The following is a 19902-nucleotide window of genomic DNA, read 5'->3' as shown; positions in this document are numbered from 1 at the left end:
GGCAGGGACATACCGCAGCGTCGCCGCGGATGCTGGAACTCAGGAACGTCGCGCGCACGGCCGGGAGCGAGGTCTGCGTGGCGGAGACCACGCTCGCGCTGGAGCGCGGCTCGGTCAACGTGCTCCTGGGTCCCACCGGATCGGGCAAGACCAGCCTGCTGCGGTTGATGGCCGGGCTCGATCGGCCGACCGCCGGCTCGATCTGGTTCGACGGCGCCGACGTCACCGGCCGGCCGGTCCGCCAGCGCAACGTCGCCATGGTCTACCAGCAGTTCGTCAACTACCCGACCCTGAGCGTCTATGAGAACATCGCCTCGCCCTTGCGGGTGGCCGCTGTCGCGGCGGCGGAGATCGACCGGCGGGTGCTGGAGACCGCCGAACGCCTCAAGCTTGGCCCCTACCTGCAACGCAAGCCCGCCGAGCTCTCCGGCGGCCAGCAGCAGCGCACCGCCCTGGCCCGCGCCATCGTCAAGGCCGCGCCCCTGGTGCTGCTCGATGAGCCGCTCGCCAACCTCGACTACAAACTCCGTGAAGAGCTCCGCGAGGAGCTGCCCCGGCTGTTCGCCGACACCGGATCGATCCTGGTCTATGCGACCACCGAGCCCGCCGAGGCCCTGCTGCTCGGCGGCGCGACCGCGACGCTGAGCCAGGGCCGCATCACCCAGTTCGGGCCGACGCTGGCGGTGTTCCGGGAGCCCGGCGACCTGATCACCGCCCAGACCTTCTCCGACCCGCCGCTCAACACCATCGCGGTCGCCAAGCGCGGCGCGCGCTTCGTGGCCGAGGGGTTCGCAAGCCCCGCGCCGGCCATGGCCGACGGCGACTACATCCTGGGCCTGCGGCCGCACCACCTGCGGCTGGACGCGGACGGCCCGGCGCTGCACGGCGTGGTCCGGGTCTGCGAGATCACCGGCTCGGAGACCTATGTCCATCTGCAGATCGCCGGGCGCGACTGGGTGCTGCTGGCGGGCGGCGTCCGAAGCCTGCAGCCCGGCGCCGCGGTCCAGGTCTCGTTCGATCCGGCGCAACTGATGGTCTTCCACGCGGACGGCCAGGCCGCTTCTGCCCGCAAGGCGGCCGCCTGATGGCCCGCATCCGCCTGGAGGCCGTGCGGCACAGCTACGGCGAGGGCGACGCCCTGCGGCCCGCCGACATCGAGTTCGAGGACGGCGGCGCCTATGCCCTCCTGGGCCCGTCCGGCTGCGGCAAGACCACGCTGCTCAACATCGTCTCCGGCCTGATCCGCCCGAGCGCAGGCCGCGTGCTCTTCGACGACCGCGACGTCACCGACCTCGACACCGCCGCGCGCAACATCGCCCAGGTGTTCCAGTTCCCGGTGGTCTACGACACCATGACCGTGGCCCAGAACCTGGCCTTCCCGCTGCGCAACCGCGGACTGCCGGCCGGCCAGGTCCGCCAAAGGGTCGGCGAGGTCCTGGAGATGCTGGACCTCACCGCCGTCGCGAACCGGCGGGCGACGCGGCTCTCGGCCGACGACAAGCAGAAGGTCTCGCTGGGCCGCGGCCTGGTCCGCTCCGACGTCGCCGCCATCCTCTTCGACGAGCCGCTGACGGTGATCGACCCGCAGGCCAAGTGGCGGCTTCGCGCCCAGCTCAAGCTGCTGCACCGCCAGTTCGGCCACACCATGGTCTATGTCACCCACGACCAGACCGAGGCGCTGACCTTCGCCGACCGGGTGGCGGTGATGCGCGACGGCGCGATCCTGCAGATCGGTTCGGCCCAGGAGCTGTTCGATGCGCCGCGCCACACCTTCGTCGGCTATTTCATCGGCTCGCCGGGGATGAACGTCCTGCCGGTCGAGGCCGAGGGCGGGGCCCTGCGCATCGGCCAGCACGCTATCGCGATGACGTCGGGGCCGACCGCGCCCGGCGCGCGGGTGGAGCTGGGCGTGCGGCCGGAGCACATCCGGCTGGGCCGGGAGGGCCTGCCCGTCCAGGTGCGGCGCGTGGACGATGTCGGGCGCCGCCGCATCGTCCACGCCGCCCTTGCCGGCCACGAGCTGCAGGTCTCGCTGGACGAGGCCGCCGAGATCCCTGCCGAGCCCCGCGTGGCGTTCGAACCCGGCCGCGCCGGCGTCTTCGTCGACTCCTGGCGCGTGGGCGCCTGATGGGCAAGCCGCAGAACAACCGCGCCTGGTGGCTGGTCACCCCGATGCTGCTGCTGGTCGCCCTCTCGGCGATCGTGCCGCTGATGACGGTGGTCAACTATTCGGTGCAGGACACCTTCGGGAACAACAGGTTCTTCTGGGCCGGAGTGCAGTGGTACCAGCAGGTGCTGCACTCCGAACGATTCCGCGGCGCGCTGGTCCGCAATCTCGGCTTCTCCGCGGTGATCCTGGCGATCGAGATTCCGCTCGGGGTGTTCATTGCCCTGCGGATGCCCAGGCGCGGGCCGGGCGTGGCGGTGTGCCTGGTCACCATGGCGCTGCCGCTGCTGGTGCCGTGGAATGTGGTGGGCACGATCTGGCAGGTGTTCGGGCGCGCCGACATCGGCCTCCTGGGCCATGCGCTCACGGCCATGGGCGTCGACTACAACTATGCCAGCCATCCGCTCGACGCCTGGCTGACCGTTGTCGCCATGGACGTCTGGCACTGGACCAGCCTGGTGGTGCTGCTCTGCTACGCAGGGCTCGTCGCCATTCCGCAGGCCTATTACCAGGCCGCGCGGATCGACGGGGCGTCCGGCTGGGCTGTCTTCCGCTACATCCAGCTGCCGAAGCTCTCGGGCGTGCTGACCATCGCCATCCTGCTCCGGTTCATGGACAGCTTCATGATCTACACCGAGCCGTTCGTCCTGACCGGCGGGGGGCCGGGCGTCGCCACCACCTTCCTCTCCATCGACCTCGTCAACATGGCGACCGGCCAGTTCGACCTCGGGCCCGCCGCGGCGATGTCGCTGATCTATTTCCTGATCATCCTGCTCGTCTGCTGGATCTTCTACACGGCCATGGTCAGCCAGGATGAGGCGATCTGAGATGGCCGCAGCCCGTCGCCTATCGCTGCGCTGGATCACCCCGGCGGTCTACATCGTCCTGCTGCTGATCCCGATCTATTGGCTCGCCAGCATGAGCCTGAAGACCAACACCGAGACCCTGTCGGGCTTCTCGCTGTGGCCGCTCAAGCCGACGCTCGCCAACTACGCGGTGATCTTCTCCGACCCGGCCTGGTACATGGGCTACGTCAATTCGCTGATCTACGTGGGCATGAACACGGTGATCTCGGTGGCCGTGGCCCTGCCCGCCGCCTACGCCTTCTCCCGCTACCGGTTCCTCGGCGACCGCCACCTGTTCTTCTGGCTGCTGACCAACCGCATGGCGCCGCCGGCGGTCTTCGCCCTGCCCTTCTTCCAGCTCTATTCAGCCTTCCACCTGATCGACACCCACATCGCCGTGGCGCTCGCCCACTGCCTGTTCAATGTGCCGCTGGCGGTGTGGATCCTGGAGGGCTTCATGTCCGGGGTGCCGCGAGAGATCGACGAGACCGCCGCCCTCGACGGCTACGGCTTCTGGCGGTTCTTCTTGCGCATCTTCATGCCGATGATCGCCAGCGGCATCGGGGTGACCGCCTTCTTCTGCTTCATGTTCTCCTGGGTCGAGCTGCTGCTGGCCCGCACCCTGACCACGGTCAACGCCAAGCCGATCACCGCGGTGATGACCCGCACGGTCTCGGCCTCCGGCCTCGACTGGGGCGTGCTGGCCGCGGCCGGCGTCCTGACCATCATCCCGGGCGCCCTGGTGATCTGGTTCGTGCGCAACCACATCGCCCGTGGCTTCGCGCTCGGCCGGGTCTGAGGAGCCGCGATGGACTTCTCCTGGATGGCCTGGACCCGCCCCACCGCGATCTTCTTCATCGCCATCGCCGCCCTCATCGCGGCCATGGGGGTCTGGGAAAAGCTGTCGCCGGGGGGCAATCCGCGCAAGGGCGTGCTCGGCATCGTGACCTACCGCGGCAACCGGCTTTTTATCTCGCTCCTGGGCGCGGCCTTCATCCACCTGGGCTGGATGGCGGCTACGACGGCCAGCCTTTGGGGCGCGCTGGTGCTGTCAGGGCTATTCGCGGTCGCCGTCTTCGTGTTCGTCTAGATCTCGAAGCGGGCCGCCGAGTCCGCAGCAAGACCCTGGGGAGGGGACCTATGAGACTGCATCACCGGAGACTGGGGCTTGCGCTGGCGCTCACGGCCGGCGTCTCGCTGCTCGCCGCGTGCGGTCAGCCGAAGTCCGCCGCGCCCAAGCCGGAGGCCGCCGCGGCCTCCTCCATCGCGGTCTACGACGCCAAGGGCGCCAAGGGCATGGACGCCGCCAAGGGCTTCCTGGACAGCCAGATCGGCGAACTCTCGACCCTCTCGCGGCCGCAGCAGGAAGCCGAGATGCAGTGGTTCATCGATGCTGCCAAGCCCTACGCCGGCATGGAGATCAAGGTGGTCTCCGAGGCGCTGACCACCCACGACTACGAGTCCAAGGTCCTGGCCCCAGCCTTCACCGCGATGACCGGCATCAAGGTGACGCAGGACGTCATGCAGGAAGGCGACCTGGTCGAGAAACTGCAGACCCAGATGCAGTCGAACCAGAACATCTACGACGGCTGGGTCAACGACTCGGACTTCATCGGCACCCACTGGCGCTACCAGGAGGCCCGCAACCTCACCGACTGGATGGCCGGCGAAGGCAAGGCGGTCACCAGCCCGACGCTGGACGTGGGCGACTTCATCGGCCGGTCCTTCACCACCGCGCCTGACAAGAAGCTCTACCAGCTCCCCGACCAGCAGTTCGCGAACCTCTACTGGTTCCGCTACGACTGGTTCACCGACCCCAGGAACAAGGCCGATTTCAAGGCCAAGTACGGCTACGACCTCGGCGTCCCGGTCAACTGGTCGGCCTACGAGGACATCGCCCAATTCTTCACCGGCCGGGAGATCGGCGGGAAGAAGGTCTTCGGCCACATGGACTACGGCAAGAAGGACCCCTCGCTGGGCTGGCGGTTCACCGACGCCTGGCTGTCGATGGCCGGCGGCGGCGACAAGGGCATCCCCAATGGCCTGCCGGTTGACGAATGGGGCATCCGGGTCGACGCCCAGTCGCGCCCCGTCGGCTCCTGCGTCGCGCGCGGCGGCGACACCAACGGCCCGGCCGCCGTCTACGCGGTCGCCAAATATGTCGAGTGGCTGAAGAAGTACGCCCCGCCACAGGCCCAGGGGATGAACTTCTCCGAGTCCGGCCCGGTCCCGGCCCAGGGCGAGGTGGCCCAGCAGATCTTCTGGTACACCACCTTCTCCGCCGACATGGTCAAGTCGGCCGCGGTGACCAACGCCGACGGCACGCCCAAGTGGCGGGTCGCCCCCTCGCCGCACGGCGCCTATTGGGAAGAGGGCCAGAAGCTCGGCTACCAGGACGCCGGCTCCTGGACGCTCCTGAAATCGACGCCGGTCGACCGGGCCAGGGCCGCCTGGCTCTACGCCCAGTTCGTGACCTCGAAGACCGTCGACGTGAAGAAGAGCCACGTGGGCCTGACCTTCATCCGCGAGAGCACCATCCAGCATAAGAGCTTCACCGACCGCGCCCCGAAGCTCGGTGGGCTGATCGAGTTCTACCGCTCGCCGGCCCGCGTGCAGTGGTCGCCGACCGGGACCAACGTGCCGGACTATCCGAAGCTCGCGCAGCTCTGGTGGCAGAACATCGGCAACGCCTCCTCAGGCGCCAAGACCCCGCAACAGGCGATGGACTCGCTCTGCGCGGCCCAGGAAGCCGTGCTCGACCGGCTGCAGCGCTCGGGCGTCCAGGGCGCTATCGGCCCGAAGCTCAATCCGCCGCAGAACCCGCAGATCTGGCTCGACGCCCCCGGCGCGCCGAAGCCGAAGCTGGCCAACGAGCGGCCGAAGCCGATCACCGTCGACTATGACGAGCTGATCAAGAGCTGGAAGAAATAGCGCGGCGGTGACGTAAGGCGCCGCCGAGGCCGAAGAAGCCGATGCTCAGCAGGGCCCACGTGCCGGGTTCCGGCACGCCTGGCGGCAGGATGGGGGGCAGGATCGGCGGCAGGACCGGGGGCGGCGTCACCGGCGGGCCGACAGGCGGCAGGACCGGTGGGGGCAGGACCGGTGGGGGTAGAATCGGCGGTGGCAAGACCGGCGGCGGGGTGACCGGCGGCTGATCCGGAGGCAGGACCGGCGGTGGCGTGACCGGCGGCTGACCCGGACCGCCGGGCCCTCCAGGACCGCCCGGACCTCCCGGCCCGCCGCCAGGACCGCCGCCGCCAACGAAGCCGCCGCCCGGCGTGACGCCGCCCGGACTGAACGGAGAGGTGTCCACGGGTCCCGCGGGCAGGACGACGAGGCCGTTGTCGGGCGCCTCGGGCGCGGCAAGCGACGGCCCGTTCAGCGGTCCGATGGCCGGCGGCCCGACGATCTCGGCCAGGAGCAGTTCCGGCGCCTCCGGGTTCACCATGCCCGGCAGGGGCGTCATCATGGCTTCGTGGGTTCCGCACGCCTTGGGTCGCAGGACGTAATGGGTGCGGTGCGCATAGGCGGCGGTCTGGCGCGCCGCCAGGAGCTTGTGTGGCCGCGGGCGCTTGGGGCCGACATGATGGACCCGGTGGATCGGACGATGCGGCGGCTTGGCGTGATGATGCGGGACGTGATGGACGGCGACCGCGATCCGATCGAAGCAGTCCGTCAGCGGGTTCGCCGCGGCCGCGCCGGCGACGAACACCGAGGCGCTGGCCAACAGCCCGCCACCCCACCGGCAGATGCCCGAACTACATCCCCACATGCACCCTGAACTCTGTTGACACTCTACCGAAACACCCGCCTGCGATCCTCGCGGCGAATAACCATAATGGCCATGTTGAGCGGTGGTTCCGCACCCAGGCGCGACCCTAGAAGGTCCCAGTTCGCCTGGCCCGCGACGTTTGCACGCAGGGCGGGAAATCCGGCCGGAGCCGCCTGACGGTGCGGGGGCCCTACCCTCGCCGCACAGGCCAGACGACGACGCCTAGACATCTCCAAACCGGAAACAAGCCTAAGTATAGTTAATCTGAATTAAGCATAAAAAACCCGTGCGGCTTAATTCGTCCGACACTAACGGCGCCCTTCTATGATCTCATGTCTCAGATCACGAGATCATTGCCGATGTCGCGGCGGAGCACGCGTCTTTGCTCCGCGATGATTGCTGTCACGCTTGCTAGTCTTGCCGGCGCCGGAGCCGCGCGGGCGCAGACGCTCGACGAGGGCGTGCTGCAGGAGCTGAACTTCGCGCGGCTTCATCCACAAGAATATGCGCGCCTGTTGCAAAACCAGCCCGCCTCGAGCTGGGACCGGGCCCGATCCGCCCACGGCGATTCGGATCCCGAGGCCACCGCCCAGGCCATCGCCTTCCTGATGCGCCAGCCGCCGCTGCCGGCGCTGCGCGCCGACGGCCAGCTCGCCGCCGCCGCCCAAGAACATGTCCGCGCCCAGGGCCCCACGGGCGCCATCGGCCACGAGGGCCAGGCCGGAGAACGCTTCGACGACCGGCTGCGGCGCCACGGCGTGCAGGCTGGGACCCTGGCCGAGAACATCGCCTATGGCCCCGCGACGCCAAGCGACGTCATTCGCGAACTGATCATCGACAGCGGCGTGCCGGACCGCGGGCATCGCCGGAACATCTTCTACCAATCCTTCGATGCCGCCGGGGTGAGCTGCGGACCGCACCGCGGCTACGCCGTCATGTGCGTGATCGACTTCGCGAGCGAGGCCGGCGAGCCGCGGCGGACCGACCTGGCGTCCAACACCCGGGCGACCGGCCGCTGATCTGAAATCCGGCTAGGGCTCTGACGGCGCCGGCGACGGCGGGCGGATCGCCGCGCCGCGCGCGCGCCGATCGGCGACGCCGTCGCGGCCCTGCTGGGCGACCTGGCGAAGGCGCGCCACATAGACCGGCACGGCGGCCACGATCGCCCCGGCGGAGTCCGCCAGCCAGTCGAACAGCGACATGTCGCGGCCGGTGAAGCCCTGGGCGATCTCGCTCGCCCCGCCGATGAGGATCACCGCGAGCACGATGTCCTCCTTGCGGTTCCACGGCAGGCAGACCAGCGCCAGGAGGGTGAAGCCGTAAAACATCGTGCCGTGGGCCAGCTTGTCCCAGCCGTTGGGCGCGTGGAACGGACCGAGCAGCAGGACGGTGGCGATCGCGGCGGCGAACACCGTCAGGATACGCACGGCCAAGACGATTCTGCCGGGGGTCACGAGCATCTCCGCCGCGCGATTGGGCGAGCCGCAAACTGGCACGGCCGCGCTAAGGCAAGGTGAAGACGCGAGGCGGCTCGCAGCCGGATGTTGAAAGCCCCTCTTCGGCGGCTATAGCTAGGACCATGACCGAAGCCCCGGCGATCGCCGCGACAAAGCCGCTTGGCCCGGCGCCGAGTCTCGAAGGCGAGTTCGTGCGGCTGCGGCCCCTGACCGTCGATGACGCCGCGATCACCCACCGGTGGCGCCACGACGCCCGCGCGCTGCACCTCAACCGATCGGCCGCGACGGTCGCCGACCAGGCGCGCTGGATCGCCGGGCGGCCGGCCAACGAGTTCAACTACATCATCGAGATGATCGGCGGACCGGCCATAGGCATGCTCTCGCTGGTCACCATAGACTTGCCCAATCGGCGGGCTGAGTCGGCGCGGTTCCTGATCGGGGACGAGGCGGCGGCCAAGGGCGCGCCGGCGGCCGTCGAGGCGATGAAGCTGCTCTACGAACTGGCCTTCGACCGGCTGGGGCTGGAGCGGATCTACGGGGTGATCGAGGAACGCAATCAGCGGATGATCAAGTGGCAGAAGTATCTGGGCATGGCCGAGGAAGGGCGTCTGCGGCGGCACCTGCGGATGGATGGTGAGTTCGTGGACGTCGTGAGCCTGAGCCTGCTGGCCGACGAGTACCGCGCGGTGACCGTGCCCCGGATGGGCGGCCTGATGGCCATGGGCCGCCCCCGCGCGGGCGGGGCCTGAGGGTGGCGGGCGCAGCGGGCCGCCGCGACGAGGTGCTAGCGATCATCTTCGAGGCCCTGGAGAGCCTGAACCAGGAGCTGGAGCCGGATGAGCGGGTCGAGATCGGCCCGGCCACGCCGCTCTTCGGCGCCGACGCCAAGCTGGATTCCCTGTCGCTGGTCTCGGTGATCGTCGACGTGGAGACGGCGCTGACGGTCAAGTGGGACGCCCCGATCAGCCTCACCGACGACCGCGCCATGAGCCGGGAAATCTCGCCCTTCGACGACGTGGGCGCGCTCACCGACTACATCCTGGAACTGCTGCAGGAAATCTCGCCCGCCTGAAGCGGCGATATCGACGCCTTGTTAACCTTGTTGGCGCCCTTGCTGGCTACACCCTGGAGGACCTCCACGGAATCACGCCGGCCTGAGCGCGCATGGACCTCTATTCGGGAAAGACCGCCCTCGTCACCGGCGCCACGCGCGGGGTCGGCCGCACCATAGCCGAGCACTTCCTGGACAATGGCGCCGATGTGATCGGCTTCGCGCGCGGCGAGGCCAGCCTGACCAGCCCGGCCTACCGCCACATCGAGGTCGACCTCGCCGATCCCATGGCGATCCAGAAGGCGTTCCTGGGCCTGCACGGCAAGGTCGCGGGCATCCACATCGTCGTGAACAACGCCGCGGTCCTGACCTCGCAGTACGCCATGATCATGCCGCCGGCCGCCGCCCAGGCGATGGTCAACGTCAACCTGCTGGCGCCCTTCATCGTCTCCCGCGAGGCGGCGAAGTTCATGCGCAAGACCAAGTGGGGCCGGATCATCAACATCGGCTCCATGGCCGCGAGCCTCGAGCCGATCGGCGACAGCGTCTACGCGGCGACCAAGGCCGGCCTCTCCACGCTCGCCAACGTCATGGCCAAGGAGTTCGGGGCCATGAACGTCACCTGCAACACGCTGGGCATCACCGCCATCGACAGCGACATGCTGGCCCAGCTGCCGCGCGACAAGATCGAGGCGATCATCGCGGCCCTGCCGGTGCCGCGCTTCGCGACCGCCGAGGACATCCTCAACGTCATCGACTTCTTCGCCTCGGAGGCCAGCGGCTACATCACCGCCCAGACCGTCTTCCTGGGCGGCGTGAACTGACATGCGCTCGCCGCTACGCCCAGCCTTCGCCCCGCCCCCGGAAGGCGCCGAGCTGGTCGGCGAAGGGGTCTGGCGGGTCACCGGCGGGGCGTTCCCGTCCAACGCCTACGTCTGCGCGACGAACACGCCCGGCGAGGCCTTCGTCGTCGACCCCGGCCTCGATCCCGGGAAGATCGACAAGGCGGCGCAGGACCTCGGCCTGACGGTCCGCCAGGTGTTCTGCACCCACGGCCACTTCGACCACATCGGCGGGGCGAGCCACTTCCAGAAGGCCTATGGCGCCGAGGTCTTCCTGCACCACGCCGACCTCAAGACCATGAAGACCGGCAACTTCCTCCTGATGGTGCTGAAGATCGACCAGCGCATCGTCCTGCCGGAGGTGACCTTCGTCGACCCGGACCTGCCGGGTCCGATGGCCGGCGACCGGACCTTGAAATTCCATCCGGTCCCCGGCCATACGCCGGGCAGCTGCTTCATCCAGTACGGCGAGCAGATGTTCACCGGCGACAGCCTCTACGCCCAGGGGGTCGGCCTCTCCGACCTGCCCGGCGAGAACCACGGCCTGCTGCGCAAGAGCCTCAAGGCGCTGTGGGACCAGATCCCGGCCGAGCGGCTGATCCATCCCGGCCACGGCCCCTCGGCCGCCTTCGGTGACATCCGCGCCAACAACCGCCGGCTGCTCGAATTTCTGGCCGACGGAGACGCGGCGTGAGCCTGGGGCCGGGCTCCGGCGTCTGCATCACCGGCGTCGGCCACCACCTGGCCGGCGTCGTGGAGGAGAACGACGCGCTCTGCCGCGGGCTCGACATCACGCCCGAGTGGATCCTCGAGAAGACCGGCATCAAGCGCCGCTACATCGCCGCGCCCGAGGACAGCGCCTCCGACTTCGCCGTCAGCGCCGCGCGCCGGGCGATGGAAGGCGCGGGCGTCACCGCCGAGGACATCGACCTGATCGTCGCGGCCACCTTCTCGGGCGACTACACCTTCCCGCCGCTCTCGGCGAAGATCCACAAGGAGCTGGGCGTCAAAGGCGGCCAGATCTTCGACCTGCAGGCCAATTGCGCGGGCTTCGTCTCCGCCCTCACCGCCGCCAGCGACCGCATGGCCGCCGACCCCTCCGTGCGCAACGCCCTGGTGATCGGGGTCGAGCTCAACAGCCGCTACATCGACCGCACCAACGCCGACAGCGTGATCTACCATTCCGACGGCGCCGGCGCGGCGGTGCTCAGCCGCGGCGCGCCCGGCGCGGGCATCGTGGCCTCGGCCTTCCACACCGACAGCTCCAACTACGAGGCCGTGCGCGTGCGCGGCGGCGGCTCGAGCTTTCCGGCCATGGGCCGCGGCGGACCGGCGGCCTCCGACGCCATGGAGCTGAATGGCCTGGCCACCTGGAAGCAGGCCATCACCCACCTGCCGGCCACCGTCAAAGCCGCCTGCCGCAAGGCCGACGTCGAACTGGCGGACGTCGATTTCTTCGTCTTCCACCAGGCCAACTGGAACCTGATCGACTATATCGTGCGCAAGATGGGCGCGGACCTGTCGCGCACCTACACCAACGTCCAGGAGATCGGGAACACCGGCGCGGCCTCGGTCGCCATCGCGCTCAGCGAGGCGGTGGACCGCGACCTGATCAAGCCCGGTTCGACCGTCGTCCTGGCCGCGGTCGGCGCTGGGTTCAACTTCGGCGCCAGCGTCTGGCGCTGGGCGCCGGTCAACGCCGGACGAGGAGCCTGAAGCCCATGTTCCCCGATTTCGAGGCCATCAAGGTCGGCGACACCCGCACCCTCACCCGGGCCATCGGCGAGGCCGACGTGCGCCGCTTCGTCGAGATGACCGGCGACGACAATCCGCTGCACGTCGACCGCGCCTACGCCGAGGCCACCAGCTTCCGCGACATCGTCGTGCACGGCATGCTGGGCGCCTCGTTCATCTCCACGGTGATCGGCACCCAGCTGCCCGGCCCCGGCGCCCTTTGGGTGGCGCAGAACCTGGAGTTCCTGCTGCCGGTCCGGCTCGGTGACACGCTGAAGATCACCTGCACGGTCACCGCCAAGCACGAGCGCGACCGCCTGCTGGAGCTCGACACCACCATCGTCAACCAGTCCGGCCAGACGGTGCTCAGCGGCTCCGGCAAGGTGAAGGTCCTGGAAGGCCGCGCCGCCCAGCCGGCCGCGCCGCGCCTGGAACGCCGGCGCGTCGCCCTGGTCACCGGCGGCGGCGGCGGGATCGGCCGCGCCATCTGCCAGCGCCTGGCGCGCGACGGCCTGGACGTGGTGGTCGCCTTCAACGGCCGCGCCGACCGCGCCGAGGCCGTGGTGGCCGAGATCGCGGCCCTGGACGGCCCGTCACGCGCCGTGGCCCTGCAGGCCGACCTCGGCGCCAACGGCGGCGCGGCCAGCCTCGCCAAGCGCGCCCTCCAGGCGTTCGGCGGGATCGACGTCCTGATCAACAACGCCTCGCCGGTGATCGGCGCCAAGGCCTTCGCCGACCTCGATTGGACCGACGTCCAGGCCCATCTCGACGTGCAGGTGAAGGCGGCCTTCGAACTGGCCCAGGCCTGCCTGCCGGCGATGATCGCCCAGCGCTCCGGCCGCATCGTCAACATCACGTCCCAGGTGACCGAGGGCGCGCCGACGCCGACCTGGACCGCCTACGCCATGGCCAAGTCGGCGCTCGCCACCATGTCGCGCTACCTCGCCGCCGAAGTCGGCCCGAGCGGGGTGACGGTGAACTGCGTCGCGCCGGGCATGACCGAGACGGCGCTGATCGGCGACATCCCGGAAAAGGCCCAGCTCATCGCCGCCCGGCAGACGCCCATGCGCCGCCTGGCCGCCCCGGCCGACATCGCCTCGGCCGTCGCCTACCTGGCCTCCGACGAGGCCGGCTTCATCACCGGCCACACGCTGAGCGTCAACGGCGGTATGGTGATGCGGTGAACAAGCCCGTCCTGCCGGAGCCCGATCCGCTGGCGACGCTCGCCGATCCCGTGGCGTCGCTCGCCCAGGTGATGGCCGCGGTCGAGGCCGCCGAAGCCCTCGGCGGCCAGCCGGCCAGCGCCCACATCGGGATCAGCGCCGGGGCCACCGTCGACCTGCTCGGCCTCTATCTGCGCCGCCACGCCCTGCTGGCCGGGGTCCGCCTGCAGGTCAGCCAGGGCAATTTCGACGATCCCATGGGCGACCTCACCCGCTTCGCCGAGCGGGGCGTCGACCACCTGCTGCTCGCGCCCTTCCTCGACACCCTGGAGCCGGCTTTCGAGGCGCGCGCGGCCATGCTGTCCGACCTCGAGCTCGACGCCCGCGAGGTTGAACTCCGCGGCCGCTGGCGGCTGGTGCTGCAGGGCGCGGCAGGCTTCCGGACCGTCTTCCTCTGCGGCCTGCACCGGATGACCGCGCCCGTGGCCGGCGGCGATCGGCTGGACGCGGTGCTGGCCCGCCTGAACCAGGCCCTGCGCGACGAGGCCGCCGCCTTCGCCAACGTCCGCTGGATCGACATGGCCGCCATGGTCGGCGGGCTGGGCCGCAAGGCCGCGCTCGACCTGCGGTTCTATCTGCGGAACGCTGCGCCCTACGCCCCGGCCCTGCTCGACGAATGGGCCCGCCAGCTCAGCGCCGTTTCGCGCGCCTACGGCACGCGGTTCTTCAAGGCGCTGGTGCTCGACTGCGACAACACCCTTTGGGGCGGAGTCCTCGGCGAGGACCTGGCGAGCGGGATCAAGCTCAGCCCCAACGACTATCCGGGCAGCGTCTTCCACCGCGCCCAGACCGAGTTCCTCGCCCTGCAGCGCCAGGGCGTGCTGCTGTGCCTGTGCAGCAAGAACGACGCGGCCGAGGTCGACGCCCTGCTCGACAGCCATCCCGACATGGTGCTGCGCCAGGTCGACATCATCGCCAAGCAGGTCAACTGGGACGACAAGGTCGCCAACCTGCGGCAGCTCGCGCAGGACCTGAACATCAGCCTCGACAGCCTTGTGTTCCTGGATGACTCCGCCTTCGAATGCGAGGCGGTCCGCAGCCAGTTGCCGGAGGTGACGGTCTTCCAGGCGCCGGCCAGCCCGCCTGACTACCTGGCGGTGATCGCCGCCATCAAGGACCTGTTCCTGGCCGGCGGCGCGGCGACCGAGGGCGCCGAAAAGACCGAGCAGTATCGCAAACGCGCAGAGACGCTCGCCGCGAGACAGACCTTCGACAGCCAGGAGGACTACCTCGCCTCCCTGGGCCTTACCGTCACGCTCGCCAAGGACGACGCCGCGCGCATTCCGCGGATCGCTGAGCTCAGCCAGAAGTCCAACCAGTTCAACCTGACCACGACGCGCTACACGCCCGGGGACATCGAAGGCCTGATGGCCGACCCGGCCGCCGCCGTCTGGTCGCTGGAGGTCGCCGACAAGTTCGGCGCCGCCGGCCTGACCGGGGTGGCGGTCGTCCGCTATGCGGGCGAAGTCGCCACCCTGGAGAGCCTGTTCATGAGCTGCCGCGTGCTCGGCCGCGGCATCGAGTTCGTCATCTGGCCGACGATCTTCGCCGACGCCGAAGCCCACGGCTGCACCCGCGTCGACGCCGCCTATCGGCCCACCTCCAAGAACGGCCAGGCCGCCGACTTCTATGACCGGCTGGGCCTCCCGCTGACCGGCGAGGCCGACGGCGCGCGGACTTACGCGGCCGAGCTCGCGGGGTTCACGCCTCCGCCTTCCTCCTGGATCAAGGTGCTGCATGATTGACGAAGCCATGCTGAAGCAGGTCATGGCCACGGTGCTGGGCGTGCCCGCCGCCGCCATCGGCCCGGACGCCAGCCAGGACAACATCCCCGGCTGGGATTCGCTGAAGCACATGAACCTGGTGCTGGCGCTGGAGCAGGCGTTCGGCATCGAGGTTCCCGACGAGGACGCCGCGGAGATCACCTCCTACGCCCTGATCAAGGTCGTGCTGCAGGAACGGCTCGCGGCCTGACCATGCAGTGGCTGCTCGACCGTTTCGCGACAGCCGCCGGCCAACCCGCCTTCATCCATGAAGGCGAGACGACCACCTATGCCCAGGTCATCGCGCAGATCGACGGCTTCGGCTCGGTGCTGGCCCGCGAGGGCGTCAAGGCCGGCGAGAAGGTCGCCGTGCTCGCCGACTATGCGCCGGCCGTCGTCTGCCTGATCCTGGCGCTCGCCCGCCATGGCGCGATCGTCATCCCGCTCAGCCGCGCCGCCGTGGTCGAGGAGGACGCCGCCCTCGCCATCTCCGGCTGCGACTGGTTCGTGGAATTCGATCCGGAGGGCCGCGAGGCGACCTTCGCGCGCCGTCCGATCGCCGCCGAACATGCGCTGGTGTCGGCGCTGATCGCCGCCGGCCGGCCCGGCCTGATCCTGTTCTCGTCCGGCTCCAGCGGCACGCCCAAGGCGATCCTCCACGACTTCGAGCGCATCGCCGACAAGTTCAGGAAGCAGCGCGCCGCCACCCGCGCCATCCCCTTCCTGATGATTGACCACTTCGGCGGCGTGAACACCGTGCTGGCCATCACCTCGAGCCTGGGCACGGTGGTGACCGTCGCCGACCGCTCGGTGAACGCCGTCTGCGAGGCCATCGCCCGCGACCGGGTGCAACTGCTGCCGGCCACGCCCTCGTTCCTGACGCTGATGCTGACCTCGGGCCTGCACCGCCGGCTGGACCTGACGTCGCTCACCCGGATCACCTACGGCACCGAGGTCATGCCGCAGTCGACGCTGAGCCGCCTCAAGCAGGCCTTCCCGGGCGTCGAGCTGCAGCAGACCTACGGCCTCTCGGAAGTCGGCGTGCTGCGTTCGCAATCGCGGCCCGACGGCTCGCTCTGGGTGCGGGTCGGCGGCGACGGATTCGAGACCGAGGTCCGCGACGGGATCCTCTGGATCCGCTCGCAGTACGCCATGCTGGGCTACCTGAACGCGCCTTCGATGTTCGACCCCGACGGCTGGTTCAACACCCAGGACCAGGTCGAGGTCGACGGCGACTACATCAAGATCCTCGGCCGGGTCAGCGACATCATCAATGTCGGCGGCCAGAAGGTCTATCCGGCCGAGGTCGAGGACGTGATCCTGGAGCTCGACAACATCCTCGACGTCGCCGTGCTGGGCGAGGCCCATCCGCTCCTGGGTCAGATCGTGGTCGCCAAGGTGTCGCTGCTCTCGCCCGAGCCGGTCGAGGACCTGAAGCGCCGCATCCGCGCCGCCTGCCGCGCCCACCTCGCCGCCTACAAGGCGCCGGCCAAGGTGATCGTCAGCGACGAGTCCTTCCACACCGCCCGCCAGAAGAAGGTCCGCCGTGCCTGATCAAGCCCTCGGCCGCCCCGCCACGCCGCCGGAGTTCGCGGTCTCGCTGCTCGGTCATGAGACCCAGGAGCTGCTGTCGACCGGCGCGGCCTGCCTCGCGAACGGCGACGCCGAGACCGCCGAGGCGCTGTTCCGCGGCGCCGCGATCAAGCGTCCCTGGGACCCGGAGACCCGCTACCAGCTCGCCAGCGCCCAGATCGCGCTTGGAAAGCCGGAGGACGCCCTGCGCACCCTCGCCGAGGCGCGCGACCAGCACGCCCGGCTGATCCTGCAGGCCCATGCGCCGGACGCGCTCAAGGTCGACGCCGATCCGCAACAGCTGCTGGAGCTGGCCAATCTGTTCTACAGCCGCAACCACATGGCCACCGCCGCCAGCCTCTTCCAGCGCCTGGTGGACAGCAATCCCGACATCCCGAACCTGCGCCTGCAGCTGGGCCTGGCTCTGCAGCACCAGGGCCGGGTCGAGGAATCGATCGCCGCCTTCGAGTCCATCGAGCGGCGCTGGCCGCATCCGCAGCACCACTCCTTCCTGCACTATGCCCTGGCCTTCCAGCGCGCGACGCCGGACGCCATGTATCAGGAAGGCCTGCGCTACGCCGCGGCCCACACCGCCCACCTGCCCAAGCGCAAGCGCCCGCTGATCCGCCCCGAGGGCAAGCTGCGGATCGGCTACTTCGCGCCGCTCTTCAACCAGCACCAGCTGACCAAGTTCTTCCTGCCGGTGATGGAGAACCACGACAAGGACCGCTTCAGCCTGGTCTGCTACTCGGGCTCGCCCACCACCGACGCCACCGGCAAGGCGATCCAGGCCAGGGCCGACATCTGGCGCGACGTCTCGCAGATGGACGACGAGGGCTTCGCCCTGCAGGTGGCCGCCGACGAGGTGGACATCCTGGTGGACCTCTGGGGCCACACCGCCGGCAACCGTCTGCCGGTGTTCGCGCGCAAGCCCGCGGCCATCAACCTCTCCTGGCTGAACTACGTCGAGACCACGGGCCTCACGGAATTCGACTACGTGCTGCACGCCGATGGCTACGACCTGCCCGGCGCCCAGGCGCTCTACACCGAGACCATCCGCCCGATCGGGCCGGTGCTGGCGCCCTTCCGCCAGTTCTTCGACATGCCGCCGGCCGGCGACACGCCGATGCTGAAGAACCGCTTCATGACCTTCGGCTGCTTCGGCCACCCGGCGAAACTGACGCTCGGCGTGATCGAGACCTGGGCCCAGATCCTGAAGGCGGTCCCGACCGCCAGGCTGGTGCTGCGTTCGGGCTACTTCGACGACCCAGCCCTGCAGCGCACGATCCGCGCCCAGTTCGCGGCCTTCGGCGTGGCCGCCGAGCGGATCGAGTTCCCGGCCTTCGCCACCGGCGCGGCCTATCTCGACACCTACCGCACCGTCGACCTGATCCTCGACCCCTTCACCTACGGGGGGCTGACCACCACCCTGGACGCGGTGTCGGCCGGGATCCCGGTGCTGACCCAGGAGGGCCGGTACATGCAGGACCGGATCGCCAGCGTCACCCTGCGGGCCTGCGGGCTCAGCGAGCTGATCGCGCCCACCCGGGAGGCCTACGTCGAGACCGCCGTGGCCCTGGCCACGGATCCGGCGCGCCTCAACACCCTGCGCGCCGCGGTGCGCCAGGGCTTCGAGACCTCCCCCTACCGCGACGAAGCCGGCTTCACGCGCCGCCTGGAAGCCGAATTCGAGGCCATGGCTGAGGCCAAGGCGCCCGTGGCTGTGGAGCGCACGGCCTCGCCCCTCACCCTGCCGTTCCTCACGGAAGCGGAGTACGCCCAGCGGGTGGGCGCGCCGCAGGAGGTCCTCTACGAGGCGGAGCGGGTGGAGGGCGGCCCTCCCCTGCTGTTCCCGGAGCCTGAGCCGGACTTCTTCGATCTGCTGCCGCTGGGGTACGATTTCCCGGCCGTCACCCTGACAACCCTTCGCGACGTCGTGGTGCGGGGCAAGTCAAACCTGCTCACGCCGCCTGACGCCATCCTGCGCCATCAGTTCTTCAATCCGGCCTCGGAGATCGCGACCGAGGAGTTCTACGGCCGGCTGGCGTTTTCCGCCGATCATGGCGCCGGCGCGTGGGCGCCGAGCGACCCATCCGATGTGGACGACCTGTCCGAAGCGGCGGTCTTCACCGACGGGGTCGCCTTCAACTACGCCCACTGGATGACCGAAGTGCTGCCGCGCATCGCGGCCTTCGTGCGGGGCGGGGCGCACGCCGGCGTCCCGCTCATCATCGACAGCGACCTGCATGCGAACATCGAGCGCTCGGTCGCCCTGGTGGCTGGGCCGGACGCGGTGATCTATCGCCTGGCGCCCAACAAGCTGGTCAGGGTCGGCGTTCTGCACAGTGTCTCCCCGACCGGCTATATCGCCTTCAAGAACCGTCCTCAGCCGCTGGAGACCATCGGCCAGGGGATTTTCAGTCCGCAGGCGCTCCGGCAGACGATCGACCAGCTCCGCCGGGGGATGGGGGGCAGGCCTGCCGACAAGACCCGGCCGAAGCTGTTCCTGCGCCGCAGGTCGGGCGCGCGCCACATCGTCAACGAGGCGGAGATCCAGGAGGCCCTGGTCGCCCGGGGCTTTGTCGTCCTCGAACCCGAGCGGCTTACCCTGGAGGAGCAGGTGGCGGTCTACTCCAACGCCGGGATGATCGTCGGCGCGACCGGCGCGGCCATCACTAACCTGGTCTTCTGCCAGCCGGACTGTCCGACGGTGGTGATGATCCCGAAGTTCCGGCAGACCGCCTATTGGTACTGGCGCGCGATGGCGGCCGCGGCCGGGACCGGCCCGATCCTCCACGTCACCGGCGAACAGATCAACCCCCCCGCGGACCCCTTCGACCCGCTGGCCCTCCACGCCAACTTCGCGGTCGAGCTGAAGGACGTGCTCGCCGCCGTCGACGCCGCGGATACGATTAGAAGTTGATTAAGTTTCCAAATACACGCTATGAGAGTCCAACGGGACTTGGTGGGCTAAATCGAAGGAAGATGCGTTGGCCGCAACTTTCCTTAGCCGCTTCAGGAGAGCGCCGTGACACTCATTCAAGAGGTTGTGACAGCTAACACGCAGCAGTCCGTCATCTTTCTGGCTGTTCCACAGCTTTACCGCGACCTTATGGTGGTCGCGAGGGGGCGTGGAACGCTCGCAGCCAATACGAGTGATCTCTTGATACAATTCAATCAAGACGCGACAGGAACATATCTTCGTCAAGTATTGGATGCATCAGGCATACAAGTCCTAGCTGCAGCAACCTCGACAAACAATGGCCTGTAATATGGGCGCGTTGGCAGGCGCAAACGCGACCGCAAACTATAGCGGGGCCGCTAGGGCGATCATCTTCAATTATCGAGATACCATCTTCTTTAAAACATATACGAGCCAATCAGATACAAATTTCACGGCTCCCGCAGGGCAGGACGCGCAGATCGACAGCGGAATGTGGGCTAGTACGGCCGCTATCGATCATATTGTCGTAAAA

Annotated in this window: 19 protein-coding genes; 17 read left to right on the top strand and 2 right to left on the bottom strand. The window is 69.1% G+C overall.

From position 1 onward, the window contains the following. Window positions 1–29 precede the first annotated feature (29 nt). Genes ACESMY_RS10490 through ACESMY_RS10465 form a run of 6 tightly spaced genes read left to right on the top strand, consistent with a single transcriptional unit; the run spans window position 30 to window position 5943 of the window. Window positions 30–1085, top strand: a complete 1056-nt coding sequence (locus tag ACESMY_RS10490; RefSeq protein ID WP_372784533.1) for an ABC transporter ATP-binding protein — start codon at window positions 30–32, stop codon at window positions 1083–1085. Next, the gene (locus ACESMY_RS10485) at window positions 1085–2128 is read left to right on the top strand and encodes an ABC transporter ATP-binding protein (RefSeq protein WP_372784532.1); all 1044 of its coding nucleotides are present in this window, start codon (window positions 1085–1087) and stop codon (window positions 2126–2128) included. Before ACESMY_RS10490 ends, ACESMY_RS10485 begins: the two co-directional genes overlap by 1 nt. Beyond that, on the top strand, window positions 2128–2994 hold the full coding sequence (locus tag ACESMY_RS10480; protein WP_372784531.1) for a carbohydrate ABC transporter permease: 867 nt from the start codon (window positions 2128–2130) through the stop codon (window positions 2992–2994). The genes ACESMY_RS10485 and ACESMY_RS10480 overlap by 1 nt, the downstream gene beginning before the upstream one ends. Before the next feature lies 1 nt (window position 2995). After that, window positions 2996–3811 carry a carbohydrate ABC transporter permease gene (locus ACESMY_RS10475; RefSeq protein WP_372784530.1) on the top strand — a complete coding sequence of 272 codons (816 nt, stop codon included), beginning with the start codon at window positions 2996–2998 and terminating at the stop codon, window positions 3809–3811. Between the two features lie 9 nt (window positions 3812–3820). Further along, the gene (locus ACESMY_RS10470; RefSeq protein ID WP_372784529.1) at window positions 3821–4102 is read left to right on the top strand and encodes a DUF2160 domain-containing protein; all 282 of its coding nucleotides are present in this window, start codon (window positions 3821–3823) and stop codon (window positions 4100–4102) included. A gap of 50 nt (window positions 4103–4152) precedes the next feature. Continuing rightward, entirely contained in the window at window positions 4153–5943 is a 1791-nt protein-coding gene (locus tag ACESMY_RS10465) for an ABC transporter substrate-binding protein (protein WP_372784528.1), read from the top strand. Here the strand turns inward: ACESMY_RS10465 and ACESMY_RS10460 are convergent. Then, window positions 5924–6739 carry a hypothetical protein gene (locus ACESMY_RS10460; protein WP_372784527.1) on the bottom strand — a complete coding sequence of 272 codons (816 nt, stop codon included), beginning with the start codon at window positions 6737–6739 and terminating at the stop codon, window positions 5924–5926. The genes ACESMY_RS10465 and ACESMY_RS10460 overlap by 20 nt on opposite strands. Window positions 6740–7176: 437 nt before the next feature. Here ACESMY_RS10460 and ACESMY_RS10455 point away from each other — a divergent pair, with 437 nt between their 5' ends. Beyond that, the gene (locus ACESMY_RS10455) at window positions 7177–7803 is read left to right on the top strand and encodes a CAP domain-containing protein (RefSeq protein WP_372784526.1); all 627 of its coding nucleotides are present in this window, start codon (window positions 7177–7179) and stop codon (window positions 7801–7803) included. Between the two features lie 12 nt (window positions 7804–7815). On the opposite strand, the gene ACESMY_RS10450 is transcribed toward ACESMY_RS10455, so the two are convergent. Then, the gene (locus ACESMY_RS10450) at window positions 7816–8238 is read right to left on the bottom strand and encodes a VanZ family protein (protein WP_372784525.1); all 423 of its coding nucleotides are present in this window, start codon (window positions 8236–8238) and stop codon (window positions 7816–7818) included. 125 nt (window positions 8239–8363) lie between these two features. On the opposite strand from ACESMY_RS10450, the gene ACESMY_RS10445 reads away from it, so the two are divergent. The 10 genes from ACESMY_RS10445 (at window position 8364) to ACESMY_RS10400 (ending at window position 19349) form a co-directional block, all read left to right on the top strand. Then, on the top strand, window positions 8364–8990 hold the full coding sequence (locus tag ACESMY_RS10445; protein WP_372784524.1) for a GNAT family N-acetyltransferase: 627 nt from the start codon (window positions 8364–8366) through the stop codon (window positions 8988–8990). Window positions 8991–8992: 2 nt separating this feature from the next. Then, window positions 8993–9313, top strand: a complete 321-nt coding sequence (locus ACESMY_RS10440; RefSeq protein WP_372784523.1) for a hypothetical protein — start codon at window positions 8993–8995, stop codon at window positions 9311–9313. A gap of 92 nt (window positions 9314–9405) precedes the next feature. Beyond that, window positions 9406–10116, top strand: coding sequence for an SDR family NAD(P)-dependent oxidoreductase (locus ACESMY_RS10435; protein ID WP_372784522.1), 711 nt, complete (start codon window positions 9406–9408; stop codon window positions 10114–10116). A 1-nt stretch (window position 10117) separates the two neighbouring features. Continuing rightward, the gene (locus ACESMY_RS10430; RefSeq protein WP_372784521.1) at window positions 10118–10828 is read left to right on the top strand and encodes an MBL fold metallo-hydrolase; all 711 of its coding nucleotides are present in this window, start codon (window positions 10118–10120) and stop codon (window positions 10826–10828) included. Then, the gene (locus ACESMY_RS10425) at window positions 10825–11850 is read left to right on the top strand and encodes a 3-oxoacyl-ACP synthase III family protein (protein ID WP_372784520.1); all 1026 of its coding nucleotides are present in this window, start codon (window positions 10825–10827) and stop codon (window positions 11848–11850) included. The genes ACESMY_RS10430 and ACESMY_RS10425 overlap by 4 nt, the downstream gene beginning before the upstream one ends. Window positions 11851–11855: 5 nt before the next feature. After that, complete coding sequence (locus tag ACESMY_RS10420) at window positions 11856–13052, top strand: SDR family oxidoreductase (protein WP_372784519.1); 1197 nt, start codon at window positions 11856–11858, stop codon at window positions 13050–13052. Continuing rightward, entirely contained in the window at window positions 13049–14836 is a 1788-nt protein-coding gene (locus ACESMY_RS10415; RefSeq protein WP_372784518.1) for an HAD-IIIC family phosphatase, read from the top strand. The genes ACESMY_RS10420 and ACESMY_RS10415 overlap by 4 nt, the downstream gene beginning before the upstream one ends. Then, a complete protein-coding gene (locus ACESMY_RS10410; protein ID WP_372784517.1) occupies window positions 14829–15065 on the top strand; it encodes an acyl carrier protein in 237 nt (78 codons plus the stop codon). Before ACESMY_RS10415 ends, ACESMY_RS10410 begins: the two co-directional genes overlap by 8 nt. 2 nt (window positions 15066–15067) lie before the next feature. Next, on the top strand, window positions 15068–16408 hold the full coding sequence (locus ACESMY_RS10405; RefSeq protein ID WP_372784516.1) for a class I adenylate-forming enzyme family protein: 1341 nt from the start codon (window positions 15068–15070) through the stop codon (window positions 16406–16408). Then, window positions 16401–19349, top strand: coding sequence for a glycosyltransferase 61 family protein (locus tag ACESMY_RS10400; RefSeq protein WP_372784515.1), 2949 nt, complete (start codon window positions 16401–16403; stop codon window positions 19347–19349). The genes ACESMY_RS10405 and ACESMY_RS10400 overlap by 8 nt, the downstream gene beginning before the upstream one ends. Window positions 19350–19902 lie beyond the last annotated feature (553 nt).

The sequence above is a fragment of the Phenylobacterium sp. genome, from assembly GCF_041691455.1.
Taxonomy (GTDB): domain Bacteria; phylum Pseudomonadota; class Alphaproteobacteria; order Caulobacterales; family Caulobacteraceae; genus Phenylobacterium.
Note: the sequence above shows the minus strand (reverse complement) of the source record. Positions and strands in the feature narration are given on the sequence as shown.

Excerpts from the sequence above, each read along its gene's own strand:
- ACESMY_RS10490 (WP_372784533.1), top strand. The coding sequence starts at position 30 with ATGCTGGAACTCAGGAACGTCGCGCGCACGGCCGGGAGCGAGGTCTGC.
- ACESMY_RS10485 (WP_372784532.1), top strand. The coding sequence starts at position 1,085 with ATGGCCCGCATCCGCCTGGAGGCCGTGCGGCACAGCTACGGCGAGGGC.
- ACESMY_RS10480 (WP_372784531.1), top strand. The coding sequence starts at position 2,128 with ATGGGCAAGCCGCAGAACAACCGCGCCTGGTGGCTGGTCACCCCGATG.
- ACESMY_RS10475 (WP_372784530.1), top strand. The coding sequence starts at position 2,996 with ATGGCCGCAGCCCGTCGCCTATCGCTGCGCTGGATCACCCCGGCGGTC.
- ACESMY_RS10470 (WP_372784529.1), top strand. The coding sequence starts at position 3,821 with ATGGACTTCTCCTGGATGGCCTGGACCCGCCCCACCGCGATCTTCTTC.
- ACESMY_RS10465 (WP_372784528.1), top strand. The coding sequence starts at position 4,153 with ATGAGACTGCATCACCGGAGACTGGGGCTTGCGCTGGCGCTCACGGCC.
- ACESMY_RS10455 (WP_372784526.1), top strand. The coding sequence starts at position 7,177 with ATGATTGCTGTCACGCTTGCTAGTCTTGCCGGCGCCGGAGCCGCGCGG.
- ACESMY_RS10445 (WP_372784524.1), top strand. The coding sequence starts at position 8,364 with ATGACCGAAGCCCCGGCGATCGCCGCGACAAAGCCGCTTGGCCCGGCG.
- ACESMY_RS10435 (WP_372784522.1), top strand. The coding sequence starts at position 9,406 with ATGGACCTCTATTCGGGAAAGACCGCCCTCGTCACCGGCGCCACGCGC.
- ACESMY_RS10430 (WP_372784521.1), top strand. The coding sequence starts at position 10,118 with ATGCGCTCGCCGCTACGCCCAGCCTTCGCCCCGCCCCCGGAAGGCGCC.
- ACESMY_RS10420 (WP_372784519.1), top strand. The coding sequence starts at position 11,856 with ATGTTCCCCGATTTCGAGGCCATCAAGGTCGGCGACACCCGCACCCTC.
- ACESMY_RS10410 (WP_372784517.1), top strand. The coding sequence starts at position 14,829 with ATGATTGACGAAGCCATGCTGAAGCAGGTCATGGCCACGGTGCTGGGC.
- ACESMY_RS10405 (WP_372784516.1), top strand. The coding sequence starts at position 15,068 with ATGCAGTGGCTGCTCGACCGTTTCGCGACAGCCGCCGGCCAACCCGCC.